General features: G+C 67.4%; 25 protein-coding genes. 18 read left to right on the forward strand and 7 right to left on the reverse strand.

All coding sequences use genetic code 11. The annotated features are described in order from the left end of the window. A partial coding sequence (locus A5711_RS01820) for an SMP-30/gluconolactonase/LRE family protein (protein ID WP_067943496.1) occupies positions 1–686 on the reverse strand: 686 nt, incomplete at its 3' end. 331 nt (positions 687–1,017) lie between these two features. On the opposite strand from A5711_RS01820, the gene A5711_RS01825 reads away from it, so the two are divergent. The 4 genes from A5711_RS01825 (at position 1,018) to A5711_RS01840 (ending at position 4,821) form a co-directional block, all read left to right on the forward strand. Further along, positions 1,018–1,899 carry an acyl-CoA thioesterase II gene (locus A5711_RS01825; RefSeq protein WP_067943548.1) on the forward strand — a complete coding sequence of 294 codons (882 nt, stop codon included), beginning with the start codon at positions 1,018–1,020 and terminating at the stop codon, positions 1,897–1,899. A gap of 15 nt (positions 1,900–1,914) precedes the next feature. After that, positions 1,915–2,835, forward strand: a complete 921-nt coding sequence (locus tag A5711_RS01830; protein ID WP_067943498.1) for an LLM class F420-dependent oxidoreductase — start codon at positions 1,915–1,917, stop codon at positions 2,833–2,835. Continuing rightward, positions 2,835–4,010 carry an acyl-CoA dehydrogenase family protein gene (locus tag A5711_RS01835; protein WP_067943501.1) on the forward strand — a complete coding sequence of 392 codons (1,176 nt, stop codon included), beginning with the start codon at positions 2,835–2,837 and terminating at the stop codon, positions 4,008–4,010. Before A5711_RS01830 ends, A5711_RS01835 begins: the two co-directional genes overlap by 1 nt. A gap of 82 nt (positions 4,011–4,092) precedes the next feature. Beyond that, entirely contained in the window at positions 4,093–4,821 is a 729-nt protein-coding gene (locus A5711_RS01840; protein ID WP_067943503.1) for a ZIP family metal transporter, read from the forward strand. A 78-nt stretch (positions 4,822–4,899) separates the two neighbouring features. Here A5711_RS01840 and mdlC read toward each other — a convergent pair whose 3' ends face one another. Continuing rightward, positions 4,900–6,501: a benzoylformate decarboxylase gene (gene mdlC, locus A5711_RS01845; RefSeq protein ID WP_067943505.1), complete on the reverse strand. Its 1,602-nt coding sequence runs from the start codon at positions 6,499–6,501 to the stop codon at positions 4,900–4,902. Positions 6,502–6,838: 337 nt separating this feature from the next. Between mdlC and A5711_RS01850 the strand changes: the two genes are divergently transcribed. Further along, positions 6,839–8,299, forward strand: coding sequence for a helix-turn-helix transcriptional regulator (locus A5711_RS01850; protein ID WP_067943507.1), 1,461 nt, complete (start codon positions 6,839–6,841; stop codon positions 8,297–8,299). Positions 8,300–8,351: 52 nt separating this feature from the next. Here the strand turns inward: A5711_RS01850 and A5711_RS01855 are convergent, their stop codons facing one another. Next, positions 8,352–9,011, reverse strand: coding sequence for a maleylpyruvate isomerase family mycothiol-dependent enzyme (locus tag A5711_RS01855; protein WP_067943509.1), 660 nt, complete (start codon positions 9,009–9,011; stop codon positions 8,352–8,354). Then, a complete protein-coding gene (locus A5711_RS01860; RefSeq protein ID WP_067943511.1) occupies positions 8,995–9,900 on the reverse strand; it encodes an alpha/beta hydrolase in 906 nt (301 codons plus the stop codon). Before A5711_RS01860 ends, A5711_RS01855 begins: the two co-directional genes overlap by 17 nt. Before the next feature lie 135 nt (positions 9,901–10,035). Between A5711_RS01860 and A5711_RS01865 the strand changes: the two genes are divergently transcribed. Continuing rightward, positions 10,036–10,671, forward strand: coding sequence for a TetR/AcrR family transcriptional regulator C-terminal domain-containing protein (locus A5711_RS01865; RefSeq protein WP_369829916.1), 636 nt, complete (start codon positions 10,036–10,038; stop codon positions 10,669–10,671). Between the two features lie 10 nt (positions 10,672–10,681). On the opposite strand, the gene A5711_RS01870 is transcribed toward A5711_RS01865, so the two are convergent. After that, positions 10,682–11,356 carry a DUF427 domain-containing protein gene (locus tag A5711_RS01870; RefSeq protein WP_067943514.1) on the reverse strand — a complete coding sequence of 225 codons (675 nt, stop codon included), beginning with the start codon at positions 11,354–11,356 and terminating at the stop codon, positions 10,682–10,684. Between the two features lie 111 nt (positions 11,357–11,467). Here A5711_RS01870 and A5711_RS01875 point away from each other — a divergent pair, with 111 nt between their 5' ends. From A5711_RS01875 to A5711_RS01915, 9 genes are all read left to right on the forward strand, one after another. Continuing rightward, complete coding sequence (locus A5711_RS01875) at positions 11,468–12,637, forward strand: CaiB/BaiF CoA-transferase family protein (RefSeq protein WP_067943516.1); 1,170 nt, start codon at positions 11,468–11,470, stop codon at positions 12,635–12,637. Positions 12,638–12,773: 136 nt separating this feature from the next. Continuing rightward, positions 12,774–13,370, forward strand: a complete 597-nt coding sequence (locus A5711_RS01880) for a hypothetical protein (protein WP_067943517.1) — start codon at positions 12,774–12,776, stop codon at positions 13,368–13,370. Next, the gene (locus A5711_RS01885; protein ID WP_067943519.1) at positions 13,367–14,071 is read left to right on the forward strand and encodes an NIPSNAP family protein; all 705 of its coding nucleotides are present in this window, start codon (positions 13,367–13,369) and stop codon (positions 14,069–14,071) included. Before A5711_RS01880 ends, A5711_RS01885 begins: the two co-directional genes overlap by 4 nt. Continuing rightward, positions 14,071–15,300 (forward strand): cytochrome P450, encoded by a 1,230-nt coding sequence (locus tag A5711_RS01890; protein ID WP_067943521.1) that lies wholly within the window; start codon positions 14,071–14,073, stop codon positions 15,298–15,300. The genes A5711_RS01885 and A5711_RS01890 overlap by 1 nt, the downstream gene beginning before the upstream one ends. 1 nt (position 15,301) lies before the next feature. Beyond that, on the forward strand, positions 15,302–16,270 hold the full coding sequence (locus A5711_RS01895) for a zinc-binding dehydrogenase (RefSeq protein WP_067943523.1): 969 nt from the start codon (positions 15,302–15,304) through the stop codon (positions 16,268–16,270). A gap of 2 nt (positions 16,271–16,272) precedes the next feature. Continuing rightward, a complete protein-coding gene (locus tag A5711_RS01900) occupies positions 16,273–17,037 on the forward strand; it encodes an HpcH/HpaI aldolase/citrate lyase family protein (RefSeq protein WP_067943550.1) in 765 nt (254 codons plus the stop codon). Continuing rightward, the gene (locus tag A5711_RS01905; RefSeq protein ID WP_067943525.1) at positions 17,027–17,425 is read left to right on the forward strand and encodes a nuclear transport factor 2 family protein; all 399 of its coding nucleotides are present in this window, start codon (positions 17,027–17,029) and stop codon (positions 17,423–17,425) included. The genes A5711_RS01900 and A5711_RS01905 overlap by 11 nt, the downstream gene beginning before the upstream one ends. Beyond that, complete coding sequence (locus A5711_RS01910) at positions 17,422–18,150, forward strand: SDR family NAD(P)-dependent oxidoreductase (RefSeq protein WP_067943527.1); 729 nt, start codon at positions 17,422–17,424, stop codon at positions 18,148–18,150. Before A5711_RS01905 ends, A5711_RS01910 begins: the two co-directional genes overlap by 4 nt. 80 nt (positions 18,151–18,230) lie before the next feature. Further along, positions 18,231–19,424, forward strand: coding sequence for an enolase C-terminal domain-like protein (locus A5711_RS01915; RefSeq protein WP_067943529.1), 1,194 nt, complete (start codon positions 18,231–18,233; stop codon positions 19,422–19,424). 3 nt (positions 19,425–19,427) lie between these two features. On the opposite strand, the gene A5711_RS01920 is transcribed toward A5711_RS01915, so the two are convergent. After that, positions 19,428–20,537, reverse strand: a complete 1,110-nt coding sequence (locus A5711_RS01920; RefSeq protein ID WP_067943552.1) for an alcohol dehydrogenase catalytic domain-containing protein — start codon at positions 20,535–20,537, stop codon at positions 19,428–19,430. 14 nt (positions 20,538–20,551) lie between these two features. On the opposite strand from A5711_RS01920, the gene A5711_RS01925 reads away from it, so the two are divergent. Both A5711_RS01925 and A5711_RS01930 read left to right on the forward strand, forming a co-directional pair. Next, positions 20,552–21,043, forward strand: a complete 492-nt coding sequence (locus A5711_RS01925) for a thioesterase family protein (RefSeq protein WP_067943531.1) — start codon at positions 20,552–20,554, stop codon at positions 21,041–21,043. A gap of 94 nt (positions 21,044–21,137) precedes the next feature. Continuing rightward, the gene (locus tag A5711_RS01930) at positions 21,138–21,578 is read left to right on the forward strand and encodes an SRPBCC family protein (RefSeq protein ID WP_067943533.1); all 441 of its coding nucleotides are present in this window, start codon (positions 21,138–21,140) and stop codon (positions 21,576–21,578) included. Here A5711_RS01930 and A5711_RS01935 read toward each other — a convergent pair. Next, entirely contained in the window at positions 21,575–22,267 is a 693-nt protein-coding gene (locus A5711_RS01935) for a GntR family transcriptional regulator (protein WP_067943535.1), read from the reverse strand. The genes A5711_RS01930 and A5711_RS01935 overlap by 4 nt on opposite strands. 161 nt (positions 22,268–22,428) lie before the next feature. On the opposite strand from A5711_RS01935, the gene fadD5 reads away from it, so the two are divergent. Then, positions 22,429–24,069, forward strand: coding sequence for a fatty-acid--CoA ligase FadD5 (gene fadD5, locus A5711_RS01940; protein WP_067943537.1), 1,641 nt, complete (start codon positions 22,429–22,431; stop codon positions 24,067–24,069). Positions 24,070–24,249 lie beyond the last annotated feature (180 nt).

Below are 24,249 nucleotides of genomic sequence, written 5' to 3' on the forward strand. Positions count from 1 at the left end.
GCGCAGGCGATGGCGACGCGCTCACCCATGTCGATGCGGTCGGTCACGGCGCCGCCCTCGACGATCCGCTCGAACTGGTGGGCCAGCGTCATCGAGGCCCAGACCGCGCCGTCGGCGTCGAGCGCGATGCCGTCGGGTGGCCCGTCCAGGCCGTCGGCGAAGACGCGGCGCTCGGCCAGCCCGCCATCCGGACCGATCGTGAACGCGGTCAGCCGCCGGCCGACCGACTCGGCGACGATCAGCTTCTGCCGGTCCGGTGTGATCACCATTCCGTTCGGAAAGTCGAGGTCTTCGGCTACGACCACGGCGCTGCCGTCCGGATCGAGCCGGATGATGGCGCCGCAGCTGAAAGCCTGGCAGCCGATGTACGCACGGCCGGCGTCGTCGATGACCATGTCACCGAGGTTGACCGGTGTCAGTTCGGCGAGATCGGCGAGGGTTTCGACCGTTTCACCGTCGTAACGCAACACCTTCCGGTCTTCGGCAGAGACGATCAGGAGCGATCCGTCGGGGCGGAAACCCAGGCCCGACGGGCAGTGCCCGGGCAGCGGCAACGTGGTCAGCGAGCCGCCCATGGTCGAGGTGTGGACCGCCTCGCCCAGCATGTCGGAGAACCACAGCAGGCCTTCGAACCAGCGCGGGCCCTCGCCGAAGCAGAAGCCGTTGGCCAGCGGTTCGGGAATCATCCGCTACTGCCTTTGACCGCATCTTCCGCTTTACAAAACACCGCCAAAGTGTCATGCACCGCGGGTACCGGTGTCAATCTCGTGACCGGGCGGGTTCCCGCGAGACGGCGTCCAGTTCTGCGGATCGATGCCGAAGTCGTAGCGGGTATCTGCAAACTGGGTGAAAGCGGCCTCCAAGGTCCTGGTCTCGGTGCCCGATTACGTTGCCTCCCTGCGTATTTCCTCGGACAGCCGATTCACCGGGCCGCAGTCTTGTTAGCCAAGCTTTACAAATCCTGCTCAAAGTGTCACGCTGAGCCCTGAGCTGCTGGCGCGAGAGGTGGAGTGCGACTTGACCACGGAATCTGAGCAGACCGAGTGGACGGTGCAGGGCCTGCTGGACCTGTTCGACGTGCAGGCAGACGGGCAGGACCGGTTCACCGGCGACACCGGGATCGCCGCCGGCGACGAACGGCAAGTGGTGGAGGGCACCCAGGTGCTCGCCCAGGCGATCGTCGCGGTGGCCAAGCGATTCCCGGACAAGTCGGTGCGCTCGGCGCACGCGGTGTTCTCGCGAGCGGTGACCGTGGGGCCGCCGATCGAGCTCGTCCTCGACGTCGTCGCCGAGGGCCGGTCCACCGCCACCGCGGTGGTCGCCGTGCACCAAAACGGGCGGCGCTGCCTGAGCATCACGGTGCTGGCCGACGTCCCAACCGCCGACGTCATCCGCCACCACCTGCCGCGCCCCGACGTGGCCGCGCCCGGCGACGCCCACCACTCGCCAATGCCGATGGCCGGCCGGGAACTGCGCCTCGTCGACGTCGTCGACGTCAACAGCCCCGACGAGGTCGGGCCGCCGGAGCTCTACGCCTGGCTGCACTACGACCCGATCCCGGAACGGGACGACCTGGCCAAGGCGCTCATCGCCTACTTCACCGGACATCTCGGGATTTCCACCACGATGCGGGCACACTCGGGCATCGGCACCGCCCAGGCGCACCTGACGGTGTCCACCGCACCGATGAGCATCTCCGTCGCGTTCCACGAGCCGGTGCGCTGGAACGGATGGCTGCTGTACACCCACGAAAGCACCCAGGTCGGCGCGGGCATGTCGTATGTGCGCGGCACCGTGCATTCCGAGGAGGGGGAGCTGCTGTGTTCCTTCGCCCAGGAGGCGCTGATCCGCCCGCTGCGCACCACCGACACGGCCATCGATTCCCGCGCACGGTTCTAACGACCGGTCGCTGTCATGCAGTTCACCATCACCCACCCGATGCACAGCCACCCGTACAACCCGGAGCTGGTGAGCGGGGACGGCATCGGGAAGGTGGCCGCGGCCACCGAAGCGGCCGGGATTCACGGGTTCGGGTTCACCGATCATCCCGCGCCGTCGCAGCGCTGGCTGGAAGCCGGCGGGCATGACGCGTTGGATCCCTTTGTCGCGCTGGGTTTCGCGGCGGCCACGACGACCACGCTGCGGCTCATCCCCAACATCGTGGTGCTGCCGTATCGAAACCCGTTCGTGGTGGCCAAGTCTGGCGCCACGCTGGATCTGCTCTCCGGCGGCCGGTTCACCCTGGCGGTCGGTGTGGGTTACCTCAAGCGTGAGTTCGCCGCGCTCGGCGTGAGCTACGACGAGCGGGCCGAGCTGTTCGAGGAAGCGTTGCAGGTGATCCGGGCGGTCTGGACCGGCGACGACATCACCTACGAGGGAAAGCATTTCAGCGCCCGCGGGATCACCGCGCACCCTCGGCCCGTCAGCGACCCGCATCCGCCGATCTGGATCGGCGGCAACACGTCGTCGGCGCGCCAGCGTGTGGCGCAGTACGGTAACGGCTGGTGTCCCTTCCCCGCCCCACCGCAACTGGCCCAGACGGCGGGCACCTCCGTCATCGACTCGGTGGCGCGCCTCACCGACGGCATCGACGACCTGCGGCGCCGGTGCGATGCCGCCGGCAGGGACTGGTCGACGATCGACATCACCTTCACCAACTTCGAGGGCGGCAGCCCCGCCGACGACGAATTCAACGCCGACGCCTATGTTGACGGCCTGGAGAAGCTGGCGAAGCTGGGCGTGACGTGGGTCAGCGTCCATCTCCCCGGCGACAGCATGGCGCACGCGCTCGAAACTCTCGACCGGTTCCGTACCCTCGTGATCGACGCGGCCTGATGGACTTCTCCCGCGTCGAACTCTCGCCCGAGGACCAGGCCTTCCGCGACGAGACTCGCGCGCTCATCGCCAAGCTCGTGACGGACGAAGTGCTCCACCGGCAGGTCGAATTCGGCGAAAACTTCGACGAGCACGTGCATCTGGCGCTGGGTGAGGCCGGCTACCTCGCATCGGATTGGAAGCTGGAGTCCGAGGGGGGATTCAACCCGGTCCGTCGGCGCATCTTCCAACTCGAGATCGCCCGGGCCCATACGCCTTGGTATCACTGGGGCACGACGTCCGTCGTCGCCCGGCTGGTGCGGCAATTCGGGGCGCCGGAGCTCGCCGACAAGGTGGTGCCCGGTGTGCTGTCCGGCGAGATCCGGCTTTGTCTGGGCTACACCGAGCCCGAGGGCGGCTCTGACGTCGCCACCTGCAAGACGCGCGCGGTGCGGGATGGGGGCGCGTGGATCATCAACGGCGCCAAGATGTTCACGTCGAACGCGCAGAACGCCAGGTACGTCTTTCTGCTCACCAACACCGACCCTCAGGGCGCGAAACACCGCAACCTGACCATGTTTCTGGTGCCCCTGGACTCGCCGGGCGTCGAAATCCAGGGCATCCGCACCCTGGACGGTGACCGCACCAACATCGTCTACTACAGCGACGTCCGCGTCGACGACCTCTACCGCATCGGTGAAGTCAACGGCGGCTGGACGGTGATGCGCGCGGCGCTCGACTCCGAGCATGGCATCGTGGACCCGGAAGACCATGGCCTGCAATACATTGCCGCGATGGCGGCGCACGGCGACCTGATGGCCGAAGTGGTCGACGCGGTCGCGGCCGTCGTCGCTGACCCCGGCCCCGACGGGCGGCGGCCGTTGGACGACGACTCCGTGAAATACCGGCTCGGCCGCAGCGCCGCCCGGATGGAGGCCGCGCTGTCGACGCCGGGGATGTTCGGGCGGGTCGCGGTCGCACAGACGATGCGCGACATCACCCCGGATCTGATGGACATTCTGGGGCCCGCGTCGGCGCTGCCCACCGAAACTAAAGGCTCCGCCACTGACGGTGCCGCAGAACACCTTTACCGGCTCGCGCTGCCGCTGGGGATCTACGGCGGAACCCTGGAAGTGTTCCGCAACATGATCGCCCAGCACCAGCTCAAGCTGGGCCGCCCGAGCTACGGCGGATAGCTTCCTCGCGTTCCGGCGCGCCAAGCCTCTCCGAGGGCGCTACCTTTTCACCGAGTACCGGTCGCAGAGAGGTAGGCCCGCAGTGGTTGTTCTCGTGGCCCTGGGCTCGTTCATCACCACATTGCTGGGTGGCTACGCGGCGCTGCGGATCGGCTCCTACCGCTACCTGGTGCTGGGCCTGGCCGCCGGTCTGATGCTCGGCGCGGTGGCCTTCGACCTGCTGCCGGAAGCGATGAGCCAGACGCCATGGAGCCTGTTCGGCATACCCGCTCCACTGGTGGCCTTCGTTCTCGGCTTCCTGGTGCTGCATGTCATCGAACACACCGTCGGCATCCATCGCGGTCATGGGCCGAACGATTCGGGTGATCCGGATGCGCCCGGCGTCGGGATCCTCGCCGCTTCGGGGCTGATCGGCCACAGCCTCATGGACGGATTCGCCATCGGGGCCGCCTTTCAAGCCGGGGCCGCGGCGGGCGTCGTCGTGGCGGTGGCGGTGATCGGCCACGATTTCGCGGACGGCTTCAACACCTACACCATCACATCGCTGTACGGAAACGACCGTCGACGGGCGCTGACACTGCTGGCCGCCGACGCGGTCGCCCCGGTCGCCGGCGCGGCGCTCACCCTGGCCGTGACAATCCCCCATCGCGTGCTCGAGCTGTATCTCGGATTCTTCGCCGGTTTCCTGATGTACCTCGCCAGCGCCGACATCCTGCCGAGGGCGCACGCGGGACCTCGCACCGCGGTGACCCTGGGATGCACCCTGGGCGGGGTGCTGTTCATGCTGGCGATCGTCGGCCTGGCGAGCTGAGCTTACTTCGCTCCAAAGGCACTCGGCTCCAATCTATTTCGAGCCCAGGCGGCTGCCTCGGCGATGACTGCCGCCGTGTCAAACCCCGACGGGAGTCGTACGTGCGTTGATGAGGGTGGGTCGCTGCCGGTCGGCGACGCCGCTTCTCAGCAACTCGATGACCTCGTCCGTGGTGTGCGCCTCATGGGCGTCGACTCCATAGCTGGCCGCTGTTGCCACGACATTGAGCCCCGGTAGATCGAGCCCGGGCACCCCTGGCGTCTTTTCCCATCCGCCGAATTCTTTGACCACACCGTATTCCGCGTTGGAAGCCACCACGATGGTCACGGGGATCTGGTACTGCGCCGCGGTCCACAACGCGGTAATCGCGTAATGCATCGAACCGTCCCCCATCAGCGCGACGACGGGACGGTCGGGGGCCGCGAGTTGAGCACCGACGGCCGCGGGCAGTCCGAAACCCAGTCCGCCGCCGGCCGCCGAAAGATGCGAGAACGGATGACCGGGTCGAATGCTGTTCGTAATGGCGACCTCGTTGCTGCCCGCCTCGCTGACCCACAACGTCTCCGTCGGCGCGCCCCGGCCGACGGCCGTCCATAGCGCTTCGGGGCGCAGCGGCGTCTGTGAATTGTCCAGGTCCGGGATCGGCGCGCGCGCCGCGGGTGCCGGCCGTTGGGTGGGCTTGGTTGCCGCGAGCAGTGCGGCGGCCGCGCTGGCAACGTCGGCGACGATCGCGTCCCCGGCGGGGGCGCGCGCGGCCTCGTCAGGGTCGTTGGTGATGTGAATCAGGCTCGCACCCTTGGGGAGATACGGTCCCGGCACCAACGGGTAGTACCGGAAAACGGGTGCCCCGATCACTAGAAGTAGGTCGTGTCCGGTCAGCATCTCAGAGATCCAGCCCGCGCCGGGCGGCAAAATGCCTTGATACAGCGGGTGATTCTCCGGAAATCCGCTCCACCCCGTTAGTGGCGCCGTCCAGACGGCCGATTGGGTGCGCTCCGCCAACGCGATCACCGCGTCCCACGCGCCATAACGCTCGACGTCGCCGCCCACAATTAGCGCCGGCGATTTCGCGGAGTCCAGTCGGGCGCCGATCTGCTCGGCGAGTTGGGGGGAAAAGCCCGCAGTGTGAGTCACCGAGCGGTCCCGCACGGCAGCAACATCGGTGGCCTGGCCGTCGTCGAATTGGACCGGCATGTCATCCATCGGCAGCGAGACGAACACCGGACCCATCGGCGGGGTGGTAGCCAGATGGATGGCGCGGGCCAGCACGGCGGGAGCCTCACTGGCGATCGCGGGTTCGGCCGCCCACTTCACGAAGGGCTTTGGCACCAAAGCGGGCTCTATGTTGGTCAGCAGACAGTATTGGTTCTGCATCGTGCGGCGCTGATTTCCGGCGGTCACGATCAGCGGAGTCTTGTTGATGAAAGCGTTGTAGAGCTGGCCCTGGGCGTTACCCATGCCGGGGGCGGTATGCAGGTTGACAAATGCGGGTCGTCCGGTGATTTGTGCGTATGCGTCGGCCATCCCGACCGGCACCATCTCCTGGAGCCCCAGCACATAGCGGAAGTCTTCTGGGAAGTCCTGCAGCAGAGCCAATTCCGACGAGCCCGGATTGCCAAAGATGGTGGTCAAGTTGTGTGCGCGCAGCAGGTCGAGAATCGCCTCACGAACGGTGGTCATGCTGCCGCCTCCAAGCTGCACGAATGAGGGATGGGCTGGTACGCCCGGCTCACCTCGATGATGACTCGCCGCGACCCAACGCAGAATCCTCAAGACCTGGTAGTCCGCGTGCGATCGACGACCGTGCCCGCCGCAAATTCAGCGGACCGGATTGGCATCCGCACAAAGGGCGTCCCTGACCCACAGCCGATAAGCTTTCGGACATGATTTACGCCCGAAGCCGGGGCGGGCGCGAAGTCATTAAGTCCGGTCTTGTCGCCCCGCCGACCGGCCGCACTGACCTGCGGCCACCGCTTCGTCGGCGAGTGCACTGATGCACCCCTCGGAGCGGATCTCAATGCTGGGGCAAATCGGTGCCCTACCGTCCGCGCTGCGCGGCGAGATGATGTTCACGTCCAAGTGCGGCAGCGACGCCGCTACCGCGTTGACTGCGCTGGCCCAGGAATGCGCGCCGCACGATGCGCAGGCCGCGCGCGAACTGTATCTCGAGGCGCTATCGGCGGTCCTGTTCGCGGGCCGTCTCGCCGGCAGCGGTGCCGTGTTGGAAGTGGCGAGGGCCGCCGGGGCAGCCCCCGCGGCACGGCGACCGCAGAGCCCGGCAGACCTCCTACTGGATGGGTTGACGGCCCTGGTCGTCTCCGGTCCCCGAGCGGGCCTCGGGCTGGTTCGAAGCGCGTTGGCCGGATTCTGTGCCGCCGAGGGGCCAAGCGTCGAGGGCGGGACGCGTTGGCTCTGGCTTGCCTGCCACGGCGCCATCAACGCTTGGGACGATCGCGCGTGGCTACACTTGCCGGCTCGACAAGTCGGGCTCGCCCGTGCGGCGGAAGACCAACGCGTGTTGCCCGTGGCGTTGCACTCGCTGGCAGCGGCGCTGACTTGGAGTGGAAATTTCGCCGCCGCCCGCCAGCTGATCACCGAGGCCGACTCGATCACGGCGTCGACGGCTACGACGGTCTTTCCCTACGCGGCACTTCCGCTTGCGGCCTGGCAAGGCGACCAAACCGAAACTGCACGATTGGCGCAGGCAGGGAAACACTATGCGCTAGCCCGTGGTGAGGGAATGGGTTTGGCGTCAATCGAACTGGCGACCGCGCTCCTGTACAACGGGTTGGGCCACTATGAGCAGGCCTTCGTGGCGGCCCGACAAGGGTGTGGGCACGCAGAAGAACTGTGGACGACGTTCTTGCTACCCGAGTTGATAGAGGCGGCAACTCGTTGCGGGCAAACCGGCGACGCGCGTGATGCTCTCGCCTGTCTTGAAGAGAGCGCGCAGGCTGCTGGAACAGATTGGGCCCTGGGAACTTACGCGTGCTCGCGGGCACTCGTGAGCAGCGGCGGGTCCGCGGAACGGTTCTACCGCGAGGCGATCGAGCGGATGGACCGCACAAAGCTGCGCCCGGCCGCCGCGCGTGCACGACTTGTCTACGGCGAGTGGCTGCGTCGAGAACGACGGCCGCTCGACGCCCGAACCCAGCTCCGGCCCGCTTATGAAATGTTCACGACCAACGGAATGGAAGCTTTTGCCAGGCGCGCGCGGCTTGAGCTTGAAGCCACCGGCGTGCGAATTCGCGAAAAGGCCGACACCCGAAACGGTTCGGGTCTAACCCCGCGTGAGGCGCAGATCGCCGCGCTGGCCGCCGGCGGGGCCACGAATTCGGAGATCGGCGCCCAGTTGTTCATCAGTCCGAACACCGTCGCGTACCACTTGCGCAAGGTATTCATCAAACTGAACGTGACCGCACGGCGGCAGCTCGCGGTCGAGAAGATCAATCAATTACCGCCCGTCACCGACTGGTGATTGGCCGCCATGGGCGGCGAGACGCCAACGGGATTCAACAGTCAATAGCGCGTCACGGGATGGACTTTGGCGATTGCTCAAGTCGGCCGGCGAGTACCGCGACTCCATCACCGGTCAAATGCCCTAGCGCCCAGGGCCGGCCGGCCAGCACTGAGGCAAGGTGGCCGGCTTCACCGGTGACCGTTGGTCCATCATTGGGGTGTGACCAGGTGGTGTCGGTAGCGATGAGGTTCAGGCCTCGTGCGCGTTTCGAGGCTGGGACGAACGGGTTCGGGATTGCTACCTCGGTTTCGAGAACGGCAGCGAGTATTGCCCGGGGAATCGCGGAGTCTGCGCCGATCGAGTAGGTGATGTCCAGTTCATGGATGACGTGATCACCGAGGAGCAGTCGCCTGGGAAAGACGCGACCGATGCCTCGTGCAAGCTGTGTCAATGCCGCAAGGTCATCGATCAGCGTGTGCGGGTCCTGTTGTGCCGCCAACGCGCGGGCCATTGAGGAGTTGGTGCGGTCGAATGAACCCCGGTGCCGCAACATCGCGGCCGCGATCGACGGCAGCGTGGCTGAGTAGCCGACGACGAGGTGGGCCAGGACTTCGTGGTTGCTCCAGTCTGTGCACAGGCTGGGCTGCGACCACTGGTCTGCGGTGAGAGTACTGAGAAATCCGACGAGCCGAGCGTCGTTGTCCTGCAGGGTATTAACTGCTTTGGACATTCAGGTGCTCCTGAAGGAATTGGGTTTGATCGGCGAGCAGTTCCCCTAGTAAGGGCGGGTGATAAATCTGGAAGTGATCCCCGTCGTAGTGCCGCACGACGCCGGACGGCGCGCGGTGTCCCACGTCCGCGGCATGGCGCGGGTTCATGAGGGTCTCTCGTGTGGAGACACATACCAGCAGTGGAGCCGTAATCCTCGCGGCGCCGTGTTTGGCGCTGGTCATGCCGATCCCGATGACGTCGGCGGCGGCGATGCGGTTGTCGAAGGTCGTGCCGGCGGGCACGGTGGAGTACCAGCCGGCGAGAGCGCCGGGGATGGTGACTGCAGAGAGGCTGCCCGGTTCGCCGACGATGGGGACATATCGTGGGGCGGCGCCCCGCATCCGTCGAAGCACATCGTCGAGGATCGCCGGTGTCGCGCGGAGAGCGGGCCGCCAGCCGCCGCGGGCCAGTGTTGCCGGTCCATGGACGATCGGGCACTGCACGACCACGGCAGCAAGATCGCGCCGGGCTGCGGCTTGCCGCAGCACATGCATCGCGCCGAGGCTGGTGCCCCACAAGCCGATTCGTTGGGAGTCGATGCTGTCGTGGTGATGTAGATAGTCCAGCGCAGCGCCGACGTCCTGTTGGTGTCGGCGCATGCTGAAGCGTTGCCGTGGTGAACCGTCCGAAGCGCCGGTGTGCCGGTAGTCGAAGGCCAGTGTCGCCACGCCGGCATCGGCGAAGTGTTGCTCGTATTGCGACATCAGCATGCCGTGCGTGGCGCCGAGGCCGTGGCAGAGCACAACCCCCGGATGGGGGCCGGCGCCGCGCGGCAGGGTCAGCCAGCCCGTGCACCGAACGCCTTGCGAAGTAAATGACACCGTGGTGGTGGCGATGTTAGTGCTCATGAAAATTCCCTGGATCGTATACGTACGTTGTACGTATACGGTCTACGTTAGGTACGCTGTACGTGTCAAGGGGTCCCAAGCGGGAGGTGAGCTATCCGGGCACGATTCACCGTCTCTGAAGTGCGCGCACACGCAATGGGGATCGTCGATCGCGACGGGCTGAGCGCGCTGAACATGCGCTCGCTGGCAACCGCCCTGGGTACCGGGCCGATGACGCTCTACAACTACGTCAAAGATCGAGAGGAACTCGAGGCTCTGGTCGCCGAAGCGGTGCTGGCCGACGTGAAACTACCTGCACCGTCCGACGATTGGCTTGCTGATGTGAAATCCATCGCGATCGCCGTATGGGAATCAATGCGCCGTCACCGTAACGCTGTCCCGCTGGTCTTGACCCGCCGCACCGTCTCGAACGAGAGCTTTGCGCCCGCAGAACAGCTCGTCGCGGCACTGGTCCGTGGCGGACTTGCCGACCACGATCTGTTGGCCGCCTTTCGTGGGGTGCTCAGCCTGATCATGGGGGCCGCGCAGGTGGAGTTGGCCGGCCCCGCGGCGGTGGGCGCTCAAGAGCAGGCCAACATCGATGCCGCCGGCCGCATCGGACGCCTGGCGGGCGCCGACCACCCCCACCTGGCAGCCCTCGCATCCACCAGCCAACAATCATCGATGGCCGCGGACTTCGACCGCGCCCTCGACATGCTGCTGGCCGGTATCCAGGCCCGCGCGGATGCGTCTCGAACGACGCGGAACGGTCGACGCACCCCGAAATGTTGAGCTGCGACGTCTAGCTACGGCGGCTGACCGGCAGCTCCGCGATCACGTCGGCGCGGGCGAGGTCGAAGCTGAAGAACCCTTCGATGGGCAGGCTTTCCGGCGGCGGATCGGCGTAACTCCACGCGATGTCGTCGACATTGCCCGCGGACCAATATGTCGCGAAACCCTTGTAGTTGCAGTAGCTCACCGTCTCCGAACGGTGTAGCAGGTCGGTGCGCACGTGCCGCGGATCGACGTAAAGCCTTGGCTCCAAGGAGGTCTCGAATAGGATCACGGTGTCGTCGGTATCCACCAGCACCGTGCCGGCGACCGAAACCCGCAGGCGGCGCTTGGTGGGACGGCAGTCGACTCGGTGGTAGGGATTCGGCGGGTAGTGCACGAGTTCTCGTCCCTCTTCGAGCCAGGTGTCGACGGCGTCCCAGGGCACGTGGACGAAGCCCGGCGCCTCGGGCTCGGGTTCGGTGGGCAGGTCACCGACCTCGTCTGCCCGAAAGACGTAGCTGAGCGGCTGGCCCCGCCGGTGCACCTGCAGCGCCCCTTCGGTGTCGATCACCAGCCGCCCATCCTGGATCGCTTGCACGCGGCGCGGATGAGGCTCGATGAAGACGACGTCGGCGGGCAGCGGCGGCGAGAATCGCCCGGCCGGGTCACTGCTGAGCGGACCACGTCCGGCTACCAGGCTCATGGCGCTCCTTCCGTCGCACGCAAACGCCACCCGACGTCACGCTAGCGTGGCACTCACCATGCAGCGCCACGCTGGCGTGACATTCGAAGAGTGCAGAGTAGGAACGTAGCCATGGCGGGACCAATGGAGGGCGTCACGGTCGTCGAGCTCGGGGTATGGGTGGCCGGCCCGGCCACCGGCGGCATCCTGGCCGACTGGGGGGCCGACGTCATCAAGATCGAACCGCCCAGCGGCGACCCGGGGCGCCTGTTCGGCAGGATGCTGGGCTGCGACCTCGGGGTCAACCCGCCTTTCGAGATGGACAACCGCTCCAAGCGCAGCGTCGTGTTGAACCTCGCGGAGGCGGCGGACCTCGACACCGCGTTCGAATTGCTCGCCGGCGCCGACGTTTTCGTGACCAACGTGCGGCCCGGCGCGCTGCAACGCCTGGGGCTCGACTTCGAATCGGTGTCCGCCCGCAACCCGCGCCTGGTGTATGGGCTGATCACCGGATACGGCGAGACCGGACCCGATGCGGACCGGGCCGCCTACGACGTGGCCGCGTTCTGGTCGCGCGCCGGGGTGGCGCATCTGCTCACCCGGCCCGGCGACACGCCGCCGTTTCAGCGCGGTGGCATGGGCGATCATTCGGCCGGCATGACGCTGGCGGCCGCCATCTGCGCGGCGCTGGTTGCCCGCGCCCGCACCGGGACCGGCCAGCTGGTGAGCACCTCGTTGTATCGGCAGGGCGCCTACACCGTGAGCTTCGACCTGAACACCTACCTGCTCACGGGCCAACCGATCGCGATCGGGCAACGCGAGTCGATGGGTAATCCCTGCATGAACAACTACGCCACCGCCGATGGGCGGCGATTCTGGATCGTCGGGCTCGAAGGCGATCGGCACTGGCCCCCGCTGTGCCGCGCCGTCGGCCACCCGGAGTGGCTAGACGATCCCCGCTTCGCCGACGCCTACGCGCGCTTCGTCAACGCGGCGGAACTGATCGCCGAGCTGGACGCCATCTTCGCCACCCGCACCCTCGACGAATGGGCGCAGGCCTTTGCGGCCGAACCCGATTTCTTCTGGTCGCCGGTGAACAGCCTCGAAGACGTCGTCGCCGACGAGCAGTTTCACGCGGCGGGCGGCATCGTCGACGTGCCCGACGGGGAATCGAGCGTCCCGATGGTGGCCACACCGGCCGATTTCCACGGCACACCCTGGGCACCGCGTTCTGCGGCACCGGAACTCGGGCAGCACACCGAGGAAGTGCTCGCCGAACTCAAGGCGCGCCGCGGTTCGTGACCACCGGTCGCACCTTTACAAATTTTCTGTCAAGTGTCACGCTGTCCGGTGAGTCGTCTCAGGCGGCCCAGCCCAGGACAAGCGTTGCGGTAAACGCCAATGCACGGATTCGGTGCGGCGGTGAGGAACGGATTGAATGGTCACGTCAACGTTCGACATCAGGGAAGGCAGCCGGGTCTACGCCGCCCGGGCGAGCCGTGCCGACCGGGACTGTCTGCGCTATCGGCTCGACGTCATTGCGGCGAGCGCGCTGGACGTCGTCGAATCGGCCGGAGGTTGGCTCTACGACCGCGCGATGGCCGGCTGGCAGGTGACGGTGCTGCTGCCGAATGACGGCGACGCGCGCGCCCTGCGGATCCTCGGCGTGCAGGCGCGGAATCTCGAGGAGTGGCTGGCCTCGACGGCGCCCGGCTCGACGAGCGAGAGCCTGGCGGTGAGCGCCGAGGCGTTCACCGCGGATGCGCGTGTGCGCGCCAAGGTGCTCACGTCGCTGGACGACCGGTTGACCGAAGTCGCGCTGTGGGGCCAGGCGCCTTCCGGGTGGCCCTCACGAGTGGACCGCGGGGTGGCCAGGGCGCAGTACGCGCTCAGCGCGGCCGCGCGAAGGTTCAAGGGCCACGCGCTGGCGGCGGCCGGGAGTGCTTGTCACGCCGTGTATTCCACGGAGACATTGCTCTGCGATTTGGCGACCTGTGGGCGCGGCGACTCGGGCCTGGTCCGGCTCGACCGATGAAGAAGTACTACCGCCACACGCTGCTCTATCTGCACGAGACCATCTCGCTCGGCTCCGGCCGAAGCGACCGCTTCACCGAGGTGTTCTCCGACACCTACCTTCCGATGATGGAAGAGACCGGTGCCCGGCTGTTCGCGATCTGGGAGACCACGCCCTACAACGGCCACTGGCCGCAGGTGACGATCATCTGGGAGATCGACGGGTTCGCCGACTATGCGCGGATCGGGGCCGCCCAGGCCCGCGGCGGCAGTCACGAGGCCGCCGCCGGTAAATGGTCCGCCTTTCTGGCCGACATCGGCGCCGCGGGGGAGGGGCGAATCATGTACCCCGGCCCCAGCAACAGGACCCTTGCCCAATTGCGCGAAGCCAATTTCGCTGCGCCGCTGGTGATCCAGGAGATCATGCAAACCAAGCCGGGGCGCCAAGACGACTACATCCGCGAACTCGAGCGGCTCTACGTCCCATGGTCGGAACGCACCGGCAAGCGCTGGCTGGGCTCGTTCACCACGACCTTCCGCTACAACGAGGTGATCCACTACTGGGCGCTGGACGGCGGCTGGGAATGCTTCGCCAACCACTACCCCTCGTGGAAGGAGAGCCCACCCGCCGAGATCGTCACCTGGATGAGCGTGGCGCCCGCCCTGCGCGACGGCTGGGAGGATTCGATCCTGCAGGCTCTACCGCCGTCGCCGCTGCAGTGATGCGGCAGCAAGAGGCCGCGCCCTTCGCCTACGACCCCTTCGACGCGCAGGTGATGGCGAACCCCCTGCCTTACTACCGAATCCTGCGGGACCATCATCCGGTGTACTACATGCCGCAGTGGGACACCTTCGCGCTGTCCCGCTTCGAGGACATCTGGCAGGTGCTGGAAGTCAACGACGGGACGTTCGTCGCCTCGGAGGGGACACTGCCCGCGGCATCGGTTCTGGCCACGCACAACACCGGCCCGGTGGACGACCCGCCGCTGCACCCGTTGCCGTTTCACGCGGTGTTCGACACGGATCTGTACGCGGAGATCCGGCGCGCGCACTCCCAGCCGCTGCGGCCCAGGGCCGTCACCGGCTGGGAGGCCAGAATCCGCGAGCTGGCCAACGAACGCCTCGATGAGCTGCTGCCCCGCGGTTCCTTCGACCTGACCCAGGACTACGGCGGCATTGTCGTGGCATCCGTCGTATGCGAATTGCTGGGCATCTCAACCGATCTCGCGCCCGAGGTGCTGGCCGCGGTCAACGCGGGCAGCCTCGCCGAGCCGGGTGTCGGGGTGGACACCGCCGAAGCGCGGCCGAACTACTTCCAGTACCTGCTGCCGGTGGTGCAGCGCCGCCGCGGCGACCGGTCCGGAAGGCCGCTCGGCGTCGTGGACGGCCTGCTCGGCTACCGCCTGCCCGACGGCAGCCCGCTCGACGACGTCGAAGTCGCGACCCAGATGCTGTGCATCTTCATCGGAGGCACCGAGACGGTGCCCAAGATCGTCGCCCACGGCCTGTGGGAGCTCAACCAGCGACCCGACCAACTCGCCGCGGTCCGCGCCGACCCCAGAAACAACGTGCCGGTCGCGCGCGAGGAGATGATCCGGTTCTGTGCGCCGGCGCAGTGGTTCGCCCGAACCGCGCGACGACCCTTCACCATTCACGGCCAGACCATCCGGCCCGGACAGCGCGTCATCACCCTGCTCGCCTCGGCCAACCGCGACGAGCGGGAATACCCCGAGCCCGACCAATTCGTCTGGGACAGGCCGATCCGCCGATCGCTGGCCTTCGGCCGCGGTCAGCATTTCTGCATCGGCTACCACCTGGCCAGGCTGGAAGTCGATGTGCTGGTGCAGGAATGGCTGCGTCGGGTGCCCGACTACGCGATCCAGGCCGAGGCCGCCAAGCGGCTGCCCTCCAGCTTTCAATGGGGATGGAACAACATCCCGGTGGAGGTCTGACGTGTGGTCCTACCGGATCGTCGCCCCCTACCTGTTCGAGCGGACAACGCTTCCAGAGAAGACGCCCGAGCGCCTCGCCGAGGGCCAGGTGTTGTTGCGGTTCATGGCCGCCGGTGTCTGCGGCAGCGATCTGCCGGCCTTCCGCGGTGCCCGCGGCCGCCTTCCGGGTGACGACGGGGCCAGTGCGGCCGAAAAGGACGGCTTTCCCATCCACGAAGTCGCCGGCGAGGTGATCGCCAGCCGACACCCCGAGCACCGTCCCGGCGACTGCGTGGTCGGCTGGGCGTCCGGGTTCGACGGCATGATGGAACGCGTGGTCAGCAACGGCGACGGCTTGGCGCCGTACGATCCGGCGCTGACCCCGGCGCAGGCGGTCGGCCTGCAACCGCTGGCGTGCGTCCTCTACGCCTGCGAGCAGCTGCCGGATCTCGCCGGCAAGCATGTGGCGATCATCGGCCAGGGGTCCATCGGCCTGCTGTTCTCCTACGTTGCGAAGGCGGCCGGTGCGCGGCGCGTCACCGGAGTCGACCCCGTCGATCGGTCAAGTCTGGCAACCGCATTCGGTGTCGACGAGCCGGTGCGTGCCACCAGCGACCGCTGGGCGAGCCGGCTTGCGGCCGGTGACCGCGCCGACATCGTCATCGAGGCCGTGGGTCACCAGGTCGCCACACTGGGCCACGCCGTCGACGCGACCGCGCCCGGCGGCACCATCTTCTACTTCGGCGTCGCCGACGACGACGCCTACCCAATCAACATGCGCGCCATGCTGCGCAACAACCTGACGCTGAAATCCGGTGTGACACTTGACCGGCGGCGGATGCTGGAACTCGCGGGCAAGTTCGCCGCCGAACATCCCGAGCTGCTCGCCACCTACCTGACTCACACGTTCGGCATCGACGACGTCCAGGGTGCGTTCGAGTTGGCCTGCCGCCCGGTTCCCGAGCGCGTCAAGATCGCGATCGGACAGTGAGCGTGCCGGGCAGTTCACAGAGCGCGTTACAGCGCGCCCTGAACCGCGGCGGGCCGATATGGGGCGGCTGGATCACCGGGCCGACGCTGCTCGGCCCGGAGGAATTCGCCGGTGCGGGTTACGACTACGTGGGTTTCGACGCCCAGCACGGCTACCTCGACGACGCCGACATCGCCGGGATGCTGCGCCGGACCGAGCACCTGCCCGTCGGCACCGTGGTGCGGCTGCCCAACGCCGACGCGGCCCCGATCGGCCGCGTGCTGGACGCCGGCGCCGACGCGGTGGTCATCGCCATGATCGAATCGGCGGACCAGGCCGCCGCGGCGGTGGCCGCCACCCGCTACCAGCCCGCGGGCATCCGCAGCTTCGGTCCGCTGCGCGCCGGCCTGGGCCGCGACACCGCCGCGCTGGAGTCCCGGGTGAGCGTGTTCGCGATGATCGAGACGGCCGCGGCGCTGTCCGGACTGGACGACATCTGCGCCGTCGACGGGCTCGCCGGGCTGTACGTCGGCCCCGCCGATCTGGCGCTTTCACTGGGCGTGGACGTGGTTGGCGCGACGAAAGATTCGGCCGTCCTGGATGCCATCGTGCGAATCCACCGCGCGGCCACCGCCGCCGGGTTGGTGACCGGCATCCACGCCGGGGACGGCACGACGGGCCGCGCCATGGCGAAGCTGGGGCTGTCGATGATCACCCTGACGGCCGAATCGCACGCGCTGCGCCGGGGAGCCGCGGAGCACCTGCGCGAGGCGAAGCATGACGGATGACCGGGCCGCGGTCCGTGAGCTCATCGTCGACTACGCCCTCGCGCTCGACGCGGGAGACGTCGACGGCTGTCTGGCGTTGTTCGCCGCGGACGCCGAATTCCTGGTCTACGGACGGGTTTTCGCCGGCCACGACGGCATCGGGAAGATGTTCCGGGACGCCCCGCGGGGGCTGCACCTGACCGGGGTCAACCGGATCCACGTGGACGGCGACACCGCGACGGCGCGGTCGCAGGTGCTGTTCGTCCGCGCGGGTGACCTGCACCTGCGCCCCGCCCTCTACGACGACGAACTGATCCGCAACGATGGGCGGTGGCGTTTCCGGCGCCGGCGCTGCCAGTTCGTCACCAGCCGCGGCCTGTCCGACTCCCCCGAGGTCACCTCATCATGAATCAACGCGTCGCATTGGTGACCGGTGCCGCCGGCGGCCAGGGCTGGGCGATCGCCAAACGGCTACGCAGGGAAAGGTATTCGGTCGCCGCATGCGATCGGCGGGCCAGCGAGCTGACCGCCCTGGTCGACGAATCGGGAGACGACGGGATGGTTGCGATCGAACTCGACGTCACCTCCGAATCGCTGTGGGAGTCGGCCGTGCATACCGTGATCGGCCGATTCGGGGCGCTGACCACGCTGGTGAACAACGCCGGCGTGCTGCATCGCGCCTCGCTGGCCGACGAGACCGCCGACGGGTTCGAGAATTCCTGGCGGGTCAATTGTTTCGGCGCTTTCCTCGGCATTCATGCGACGCTGGAGCACCTGCGCGCGGCGCAGAACGCCGCCATCGTCAACATCTGCAGCACCGGAGCCATCCGCCCCTTCCCGCACCACGCCGCGTACGGTTCGGCGAAGTGGGGGCTTCGCGGCCTGACCCAGAACGCCGCCGCCGAACTGGCCCCCTTCGGCATCCGGGTCAACGCCGTGTTCCCCGGTCCCATCGCCACGCCGATGCTCGATGACGCGACCCAACTGCGGCTCGCCGCGTCGTCGGCCTTCGGGCGAATCGGCCAGCCGCGTGAGATTGCCGACGCCGTCGCGTTCCTGGCCTCCGAGGAGGCGTCGTTCATCACCGGTTCCGAACTCGTCGTCGACGGTGGACAATGCGTGCAGATCCGATGACCTGGCGGGGCCCGGCCGCGACGGGCACGGGACCTTCGCCTCTACTCTGAGCGTCCGGGGCATCGGCAGAATGTGCTGCCATGAAGATCACCGGCCTCGAGGTGGTGCCGTTCGAAACGTTCGTCGATCGAATCTCGTTCGGCCAGCTGATGACCGATTACCGCGTGGTGCAGACCGTGACCAAGGTGGTCACCGACGAGGGGATCGAGGGCTATTACTTCGGCGGTCACTTCCACGGTGACCAGGACGGCCTGCTCCCCGGGGATCAGGCGCTGATCACCCAATTCCTGAGCCCACTGCTCGCCGGCCAGAACCCGTTCGACAGGGCCGAGATCTGGCGGCAACTGTGGGCGGCGAAGCTGCCCGAAAACGTCTGCAGCGTCATCGATCTGGCCCTGTGGGATCTGGCCGGCCGGGTCACCGGGTTGCCGGTACACAAACTGCTCGGCGGGGCGCGGGACCGGGTGAAGGCATATGCCAGCAGTTTCAACAACCTCGGATCACCCGACGAGTACGCCGCCCACGCCGTCGAATGCAAGCGTCAAGGCTACGGCGCCTACAAGATTCACCCGTATCACTACTGGAATCCCGCGACAGGTCAATTCGCCCTGCCGCGGCCGTCCTACGTGGATTGGGACATCAGGGTGTGCCGCGAGGTTCGGGCGGCGGTGGGTGACGAGATGGTGCTGATGTTCGATCCCTGGGGCACCTACCACACCCATGAGGACGCGCTGCGGGTCGGCCGCGAGCTGCAGCGACTGGGCTTCTACTGGTACGAGCACCCGATCCCGGAGTACCGGGTTGAGGCCTACCGGCGACTCGGCGACGAACTGGACATCCCCATCTGCTCCCCCGAGATCGCCGAGGGCGGCATCTACACCCGGGCGGATTGGATCCTGCGCCATGCCTCCGACATCAGCCGCATCGATGTATTGCGCGGAGGCATTACCGGTGTGATGAAGTTGGCGGGGATGTGCGAGGCGGTCGGCATGCGGTGCGAGCTGCATATGAGCGGCTTCGGCAACCTGCAGGTGCTCGGTGCCACCAGCGAAGACGTCTGCGAGTACTACGAGCGCGGCCTGCTCGGGCCCGGGGTTCGCTACGACGCCGCGCCGCCGTATCTGAAGTCGCCCTGCGATCCGCTCACCCCCGACGGGTTCGTCGAGATACCGTCGGCACCCGGACTGGGTTACGAAATCCGTTGGGAATACATCGAAGAACACCGTCTGCCGGACGCGGCGGTGGAACCCGTCGCGCCCCTGCACCCGCGATAGCGGTTAATCGAACCTGATGAGCTGCCGCACCGCGGTGCCGTCGGCCAGGTTGTCCATTGCCTCGTTGATCTCGTCCAACCGGATCGACGACGACACCAGCGCTTCCACCGGCAGCCGGCCCGCTTGCCACAAGGCGACGAACCGGGGAATGTCGCGGCTGGGCACCGCCGAACCCAGGTAGCTGCCGATCAGCGAGCGCCCCTCGGCCACGAAACCCAACGGCGACAGGGTGATTCGCGCGTCCGGTGGCGGCAGGCCGACGGTGATGGTGCGGCCGCCCGGCGCGGTCAGCGCAACGGCCGTCTCGAGTGCGGCGGGATGACCGACCGCCTCGACGACCACGACTGCCTTCACCCGAGCGTCGGCGGCTTGCTGCGGCGTGTACGCCTCGTGCGCGCCCAGGGCGCGGGCGGCCGTCAGCTTGTCGGGCAATTGGTCGACGGCGACGACGCGCACGCCGTCATAGGTGAGCGCCGTGAGCACCGCCGCCATGCCGACACCGCCCAGGCCGACAACGGCGACCGTCTGACCCGGCTGCGGATTGCCGACGTTGAGCACGGCGCCCCCACCCGTCAACACGGCGCACCCCAGCAGCGCGGCGACCTCGGGCGGCACGTCGGGCGGCACCGGAACCACACTGGCCCGGTTGACCACCGCGTGCGTCGCGAATCCCGAGACCCCCAGGTGGTGATACACCCGGTGGCCGGCGTGGTGGAGCCGGATGTCGCCGTCCAGCAAGGTCCCCGCGGCGTTGGCCGCGCTGCCCGGTTCGCACGGGGTCAGGCCCTGTGTCGCGCAGGCCGCGCAATGACCGCACCGCGGCAGGAACACCAGCACCACCCGCTGGCCGATGGCGAGGTCGGTCACGCCGTCACCCACCCGCTCGACGATTCCGGCCGCCTCATGACCGAGCAGCATCGGCACCGGGCGCACCCGGTTGCCGTCGACCACCGACAGATCGGAGTGGCACACCCCGGCCGCCTCGATGCGGATCATCACCTCGTTGCTGCCCGGCGGTTCCAGGTCGAGATCGACGACGCGGATGGGCCGGGAATCGGCGTATGGGCGGGGCAGACCGACCCGGTCCAGCACGGCCCCCCGAATCTGAACCATGTTGGAATACAACCATGGCTTCGGAACCCCCGGCCTCGCCGGCTCCGGTGGTACCACCGGCGCCGGACGGGCTCACCAGCGACGACTTCCCCGTGCTCTGGCCGGTCGGAACCCGGTGGGCCGACAACGACATGTTCGGCCACCTCAACAACGCGGTGTACTACCAATTGTTCGACACCGCCATCAACGCCTGGATCAACACCAGCACCGGGCTGGACCCGTTGACCACCCCGGCGCTGGGCATCGTCGCCGAGTCAGGCTGCCGGTACTACTCGGAACTGCATTTCCCCGAAGACCTCGCGGTGGGCCTGGCGGTGACCCGGCTCGGCCGCAGCAGCGTCACCTACCGGCTCGGCGTGTTCCGGGCGGTGCACGCAAAGCAGGCGCAGCCCATCACCGCGCTGGGCCATTGGGTACACGTCTACGTCGACCGGTCCAGTCGCAAGCCGATCGAGATCCCCGCACCCGTCCGCTCGTTGCTGTCGTCGGCAAGCGTGGAGCGATAAGGCTGAGATCGCCCGCGGGGCCGGGGCTTTCGTGCGAAACCGCGGCCCGGCCTGCACTGCCGGAGCGCGTCGTCCACCCGGCTATGCTTCGCCAATGCCCGTTATGAGCAAGACGGTCGAGGTCAGCGCCGACGCGGCCTTGATCATGGCCATAGTCGCCGACTTCGAGGCCTACCCGCAGTGGAACGAGGAGATCAAGGGCCTCTGGGTGCTCGCCCGATACGACGACGGGCGCCCCAGCCAGCTGCGGCTCGACACCGACTACCAGGGCATGCAGAGCATGTTCATCCAGGCCGTGTATTACCCGGGGGAAAACCAGATCCAGACCGTGCTGCAGCAGGGTGACCTCTTCACCAAGCAGGAGCAGCTGTTCAGCGTCGTGGCGATGGGCACGTCGAGCTTGCTGACGGTGGACCTCGACGTCGAGACCTCGATGCCGGTTCCGGCGCCGATGGTCAAGCAGCTTCTCAACAACGTCCTGGACCACCTTGCCGAAAGCCTCAAGCGGCGCGCCGAGCAGCTGGCCGCGGGCTAGTCGAAGATCCCGGTCCGGTCCCGCATCTCGTTCAGCCGGGCGGCCGCGTCCGTGAATTGCCACACGGTGTGTTCGATCACCGCGGCGGCATCGCGCCGGCGCAGCGCCGCGATCAGCTGGCGGTGATTGTCGACGGCGGCCGCACCCCACTGCTGATCGGCGGCATACATCAGCACCGGCATATAGCGCGCGGCGTTGAGCAGGAACCAGGCGAGCTTGATCCGCCCGCTCGCCTGATTGAAGACCCGATGGAACGCGAACTCGATGCCCGCGATGGTCTCGGCATCGCTGGAGCCGACGGCCGCGGCAAGCGCCTCGTTGATGCGCTCCAGCTCGTTGATCTCCGCGTCGGTGATGTGGTCGGTGGCGGCGGCCGCCAGCTCCTTGGCGATGGTGGCCTGCAGCCAGAAGATGTCCTCGACGTCCTGCCGCGTGAGCGGGAGCACGACGTGACCGCGGTGCGGTTCGAGCTGCACCATGCCCTCGCCGCGCAGCTTCAGCAGCGCTTCGCGCACCGGCGTGACGCTGACGCCGAGCTCGGCCGCGGTCTCGTCGAGGCGGATGAACGTTCCCGGCCGCAAGGCCCCGGACATGATCGCCGCCCGCAGGTGGCCCGCGACCTCGTCGGACAACTGCGCCCGGCGCAGCGGCCGTCGGCGCCTCAGTCGCGTGGAAATCGGTGCGTTCACGGGGGCTGCCAGGGCTTTCGGGGCGTCGCGGAGGTTGGTTTGAAACTTATATCGGGGCTTGTCAGCTGGGCTTTAAGGCCATAATGTGACCCAGACAACACCATGTTTTATCAAATATCAACCTGGCGCAAGCGGTGCGCGAGTGAAGGGAAGGGCTGGGGTTGACCGCGCAATTAGCGAGCCATCTGACGCAGGGAACCGAGCAGCCGTATCTGGCCCGGCGGCAGAACTGGGTGAACCAGCTCGAACGGCATGCCCTGATGCAGCCGGGCGCGACGGCGCTGCGCTTCCTCGGGAAGACCGTGACGTGGGGCGAACTGTGGCGCCGGGTCGGGGCGCTGGCCGATGCGCTGAGCCGTCGGGGAGTCGGCTTCGGCGATCGCGTCATGGTCTTGATGCTCAACCGCACGGAATTCGTCGAGTCGGTGCTGGCGGTCAACATGCTGGGCGGGATCGCCGTGCCGCTGAACTTCCGGCTCACCGCCGCCGAGATCGCCTTCCTGGTGCAGGATTGCGAAGCCCGCGTGGTGATCACCGAATCGGTGCTCGCCCCGGTCGCGACCGGGGTTCGCGACGTCGAGCCCCTGCTGGACACGATCATCGTGGCCGGTGGCGCGAGCGACGACAGCGTGCTCGGCTATGACGACCTGATCAACGAGCCCGGCGCTTCGCACGAACCCGTCGACATCCCGAACGATTCGCCGGCGTTGATCATGTACACCTCGGGCACCACCGGCCGCCCGAAGGGCGCCGTGCTGACCCACACCAACCTGACGGGCCAGACCATGACGGGCCTCTACACCAACGGCGCCGACATCAACAGCGACGTCGGTTTCGTCGGCGTCCCGTTCTTTCACATCGCCGGCATCGGCAACATGCTGACCGGGCTGCTGCTCGGCACCCCGACGGTGATCTACCCGCTCGGCGCCTTCGAGCCGGGGCCACTGCTCGACGTGCTGGCCGAGGAGAAGGTCACCGGCCTGTTCCTGGTGCCCGCGCAATGGCAGGCGGTCTGCGCCGAGCAGAAAGCGCGGCCCCGCGACCTCAGGTTGCGGGTGATGTCGTGGGGGGCGGCGCCCGCGCCCGACGCGCTGCTGCGCGAGATGTCGGCGACGTTCCCCGGAACTCAGATCCTCGCCGCGTTCGGGCAGACCGAGATGTCGCCGGTCACCTGCATGCTGCTGGGCGAAGACGCGATCCGCAAACGTGGATCGGTCGGCAAGGTGGTCCCGACCGTGGCCGCACGCGTGGTCGACGAAAACATGAATGACGTACCGGTCGGTGAAGTTGGTGAAATCGTTTATCGCGCACCGACTTTGATGAGCGGATACTGGAACAACCCGGAGGCCACCGCGGAGGCGTTCGCGGGCGGTTGGTTCCATTCCGGGGACCTGGTCCGGATGGACGCCGACGGCTACGTCTGGGTGGTGGACCGCAAGAAGGACATGATCATCTCCGGCGGCGAGAACATCTACTGCGCCGAGGTGGAGAACGTGCTGGCCAGCCATCCCAGCATCGTCGAAGTCGCGGTCATCGGGCGTTCCCACGAAAAGTGGGGCGAGGTGCCGATCGCGGTGGCGGCGGTCGCCGGCGAGCAGCTGCTGCTCGAGGAGTTGGCCGAATTCCTGGGCGAGCGCCTCGCGCGGTACAAGCATCCCAAGGCGCTCGAGATCGTGGACGCGCTGCCGCGCAACCCCGCCGGCAAGGTGCTCAAGACTGAGCTACGGATCCGTTACGGCACCGCAAATATCGACGAAAACCGTTCTGTTACAGAAGGTTTCACTGGCAGAGAGGAAAGCTGACGGAAACTGTAACGTTTGCCCGCTGTTGACGAAGGGTTAATTGTGCAGATGCAGTTCACACGTGCATGGCCATCGGGTACATTCCTGTGGTCTCCGTTACTACTTGCCAGTAGGGAGCCCATGGTCACACACGTTGGGTCGCGGCAAGGTGGGGGCACCCCCGGCCGCGCAGCGGCGAGG

The organism is Mycobacterium sp. E2238, from assembly GCF_001672665.1.
Lineage (GTDB): Bacteria > Actinomycetota > Actinomycetes > Mycobacteriales > Mycobacteriaceae > Mycobacterium.

Coding starts and splice junctions, on each gene's coding strand:
- A5711_RS01830 (WP_067943498.1), top strand. CDS start 1,915: ATGCAGTTCACCATCACCCACCCGATGCACAGCCACCCGTACAACCCG.
- A5711_RS01835 (WP_067943501.1), top strand. CDS start 2,835: ATGGACTTCTCCCGCGTCGAACTCTCGCCCGAGGACCAGGCCTTCCGC.
- mdlC (WP_067943505.1), bottom strand. CDS start 6,501: ATGACCACCGTTCGTGAGGCGATTCTCGACCTGCTGCGCGCACACAAC.
- A5711_RS01850 (WP_067943507.1), top strand. CDS start 6,839: ATGCTGGGGCAAATCGGTGCCCTACCGTCCGCGCTGCGCGGCGAGATG.
- A5711_RS01855 (WP_067943509.1), bottom strand. CDS start 9,011: ATGTCCAAAGCAGTTAATACCCTGCAGGACAACGACGCTCGGCTCGTC.
- A5711_RS01860 (WP_067943511.1), bottom strand. CDS start 9,900: ATGAGCACTAACATCGCCACCACCACGGTGTCATTTACTTCGCAAGGC.
- A5711_RS01865 (WP_369829916.1), top strand. CDS start 10,036: ATGGGGATCGTCGATCGCGACGGGCTGAGCGCGCTGAACATGCGCTCG.
- A5711_RS01870 (WP_067943514.1), bottom strand. CDS start 11,356: ATGAGCCTGGTAGCCGGACGTGGTCCGCTCAGCAGTGACCCGGCCGGG.
- A5711_RS01875 (WP_067943516.1), top strand. CDS start 11,468: ATGGCGGGACCAATGGAGGGCGTCACGGTCGTCGAGCTCGGGGTATGG.
- A5711_RS01880 (WP_067943517.1), top strand. CDS start 12,774: ATGGTCACGTCAACGTTCGACATCAGGGAAGGCAGCCGGGTCTACGCC.
- A5711_RS01885 (WP_067943519.1), top strand. CDS start 13,367: ATGAAGAAGTACTACCGCCACACGCTGCTCTATCTGCACGAGACCATC.
- A5711_RS01890 (WP_067943521.1), top strand. CDS start 14,071: ATGCGGCAGCAAGAGGCCGCGCCCTTCGCCTACGACCCCTTCGACGCG.
- A5711_RS01905 (WP_067943525.1), top strand. CDS start 17,027: ATGACGGATGACCGGGCCGCGGTCCGTGAGCTCATCGTCGACTACGCC.
- A5711_RS01910 (WP_067943527.1), top strand. CDS start 17,422: ATGAATCAACGCGTCGCATTGGTGACCGGTGCCGCCGGCGGCCAGGGC.
- A5711_RS01915 (WP_067943529.1), top strand. CDS start 18,231: ATGAAGATCACCGGCCTCGAGGTGGTGCCGTTCGAAACGTTCGTCGAT.
- A5711_RS01920 (WP_067943552.1), bottom strand. CDS start 20,537: ATGGTTCAGATTCGGGGGGCCGTGCTGGACCGGGTCGGTCTGCCCCGC.
- A5711_RS01925 (WP_067943531.1), top strand. CDS start 20,552: ATGGCTTCGGAACCCCCGGCCTCGCCGGCTCCGGTGGTACCACCGGCG.
- A5711_RS01930 (WP_067943533.1), top strand. CDS start 21,138: ATGCCCGTTATGAGCAAGACGGTCGAGGTCAGCGCCGACGCGGCCTTG.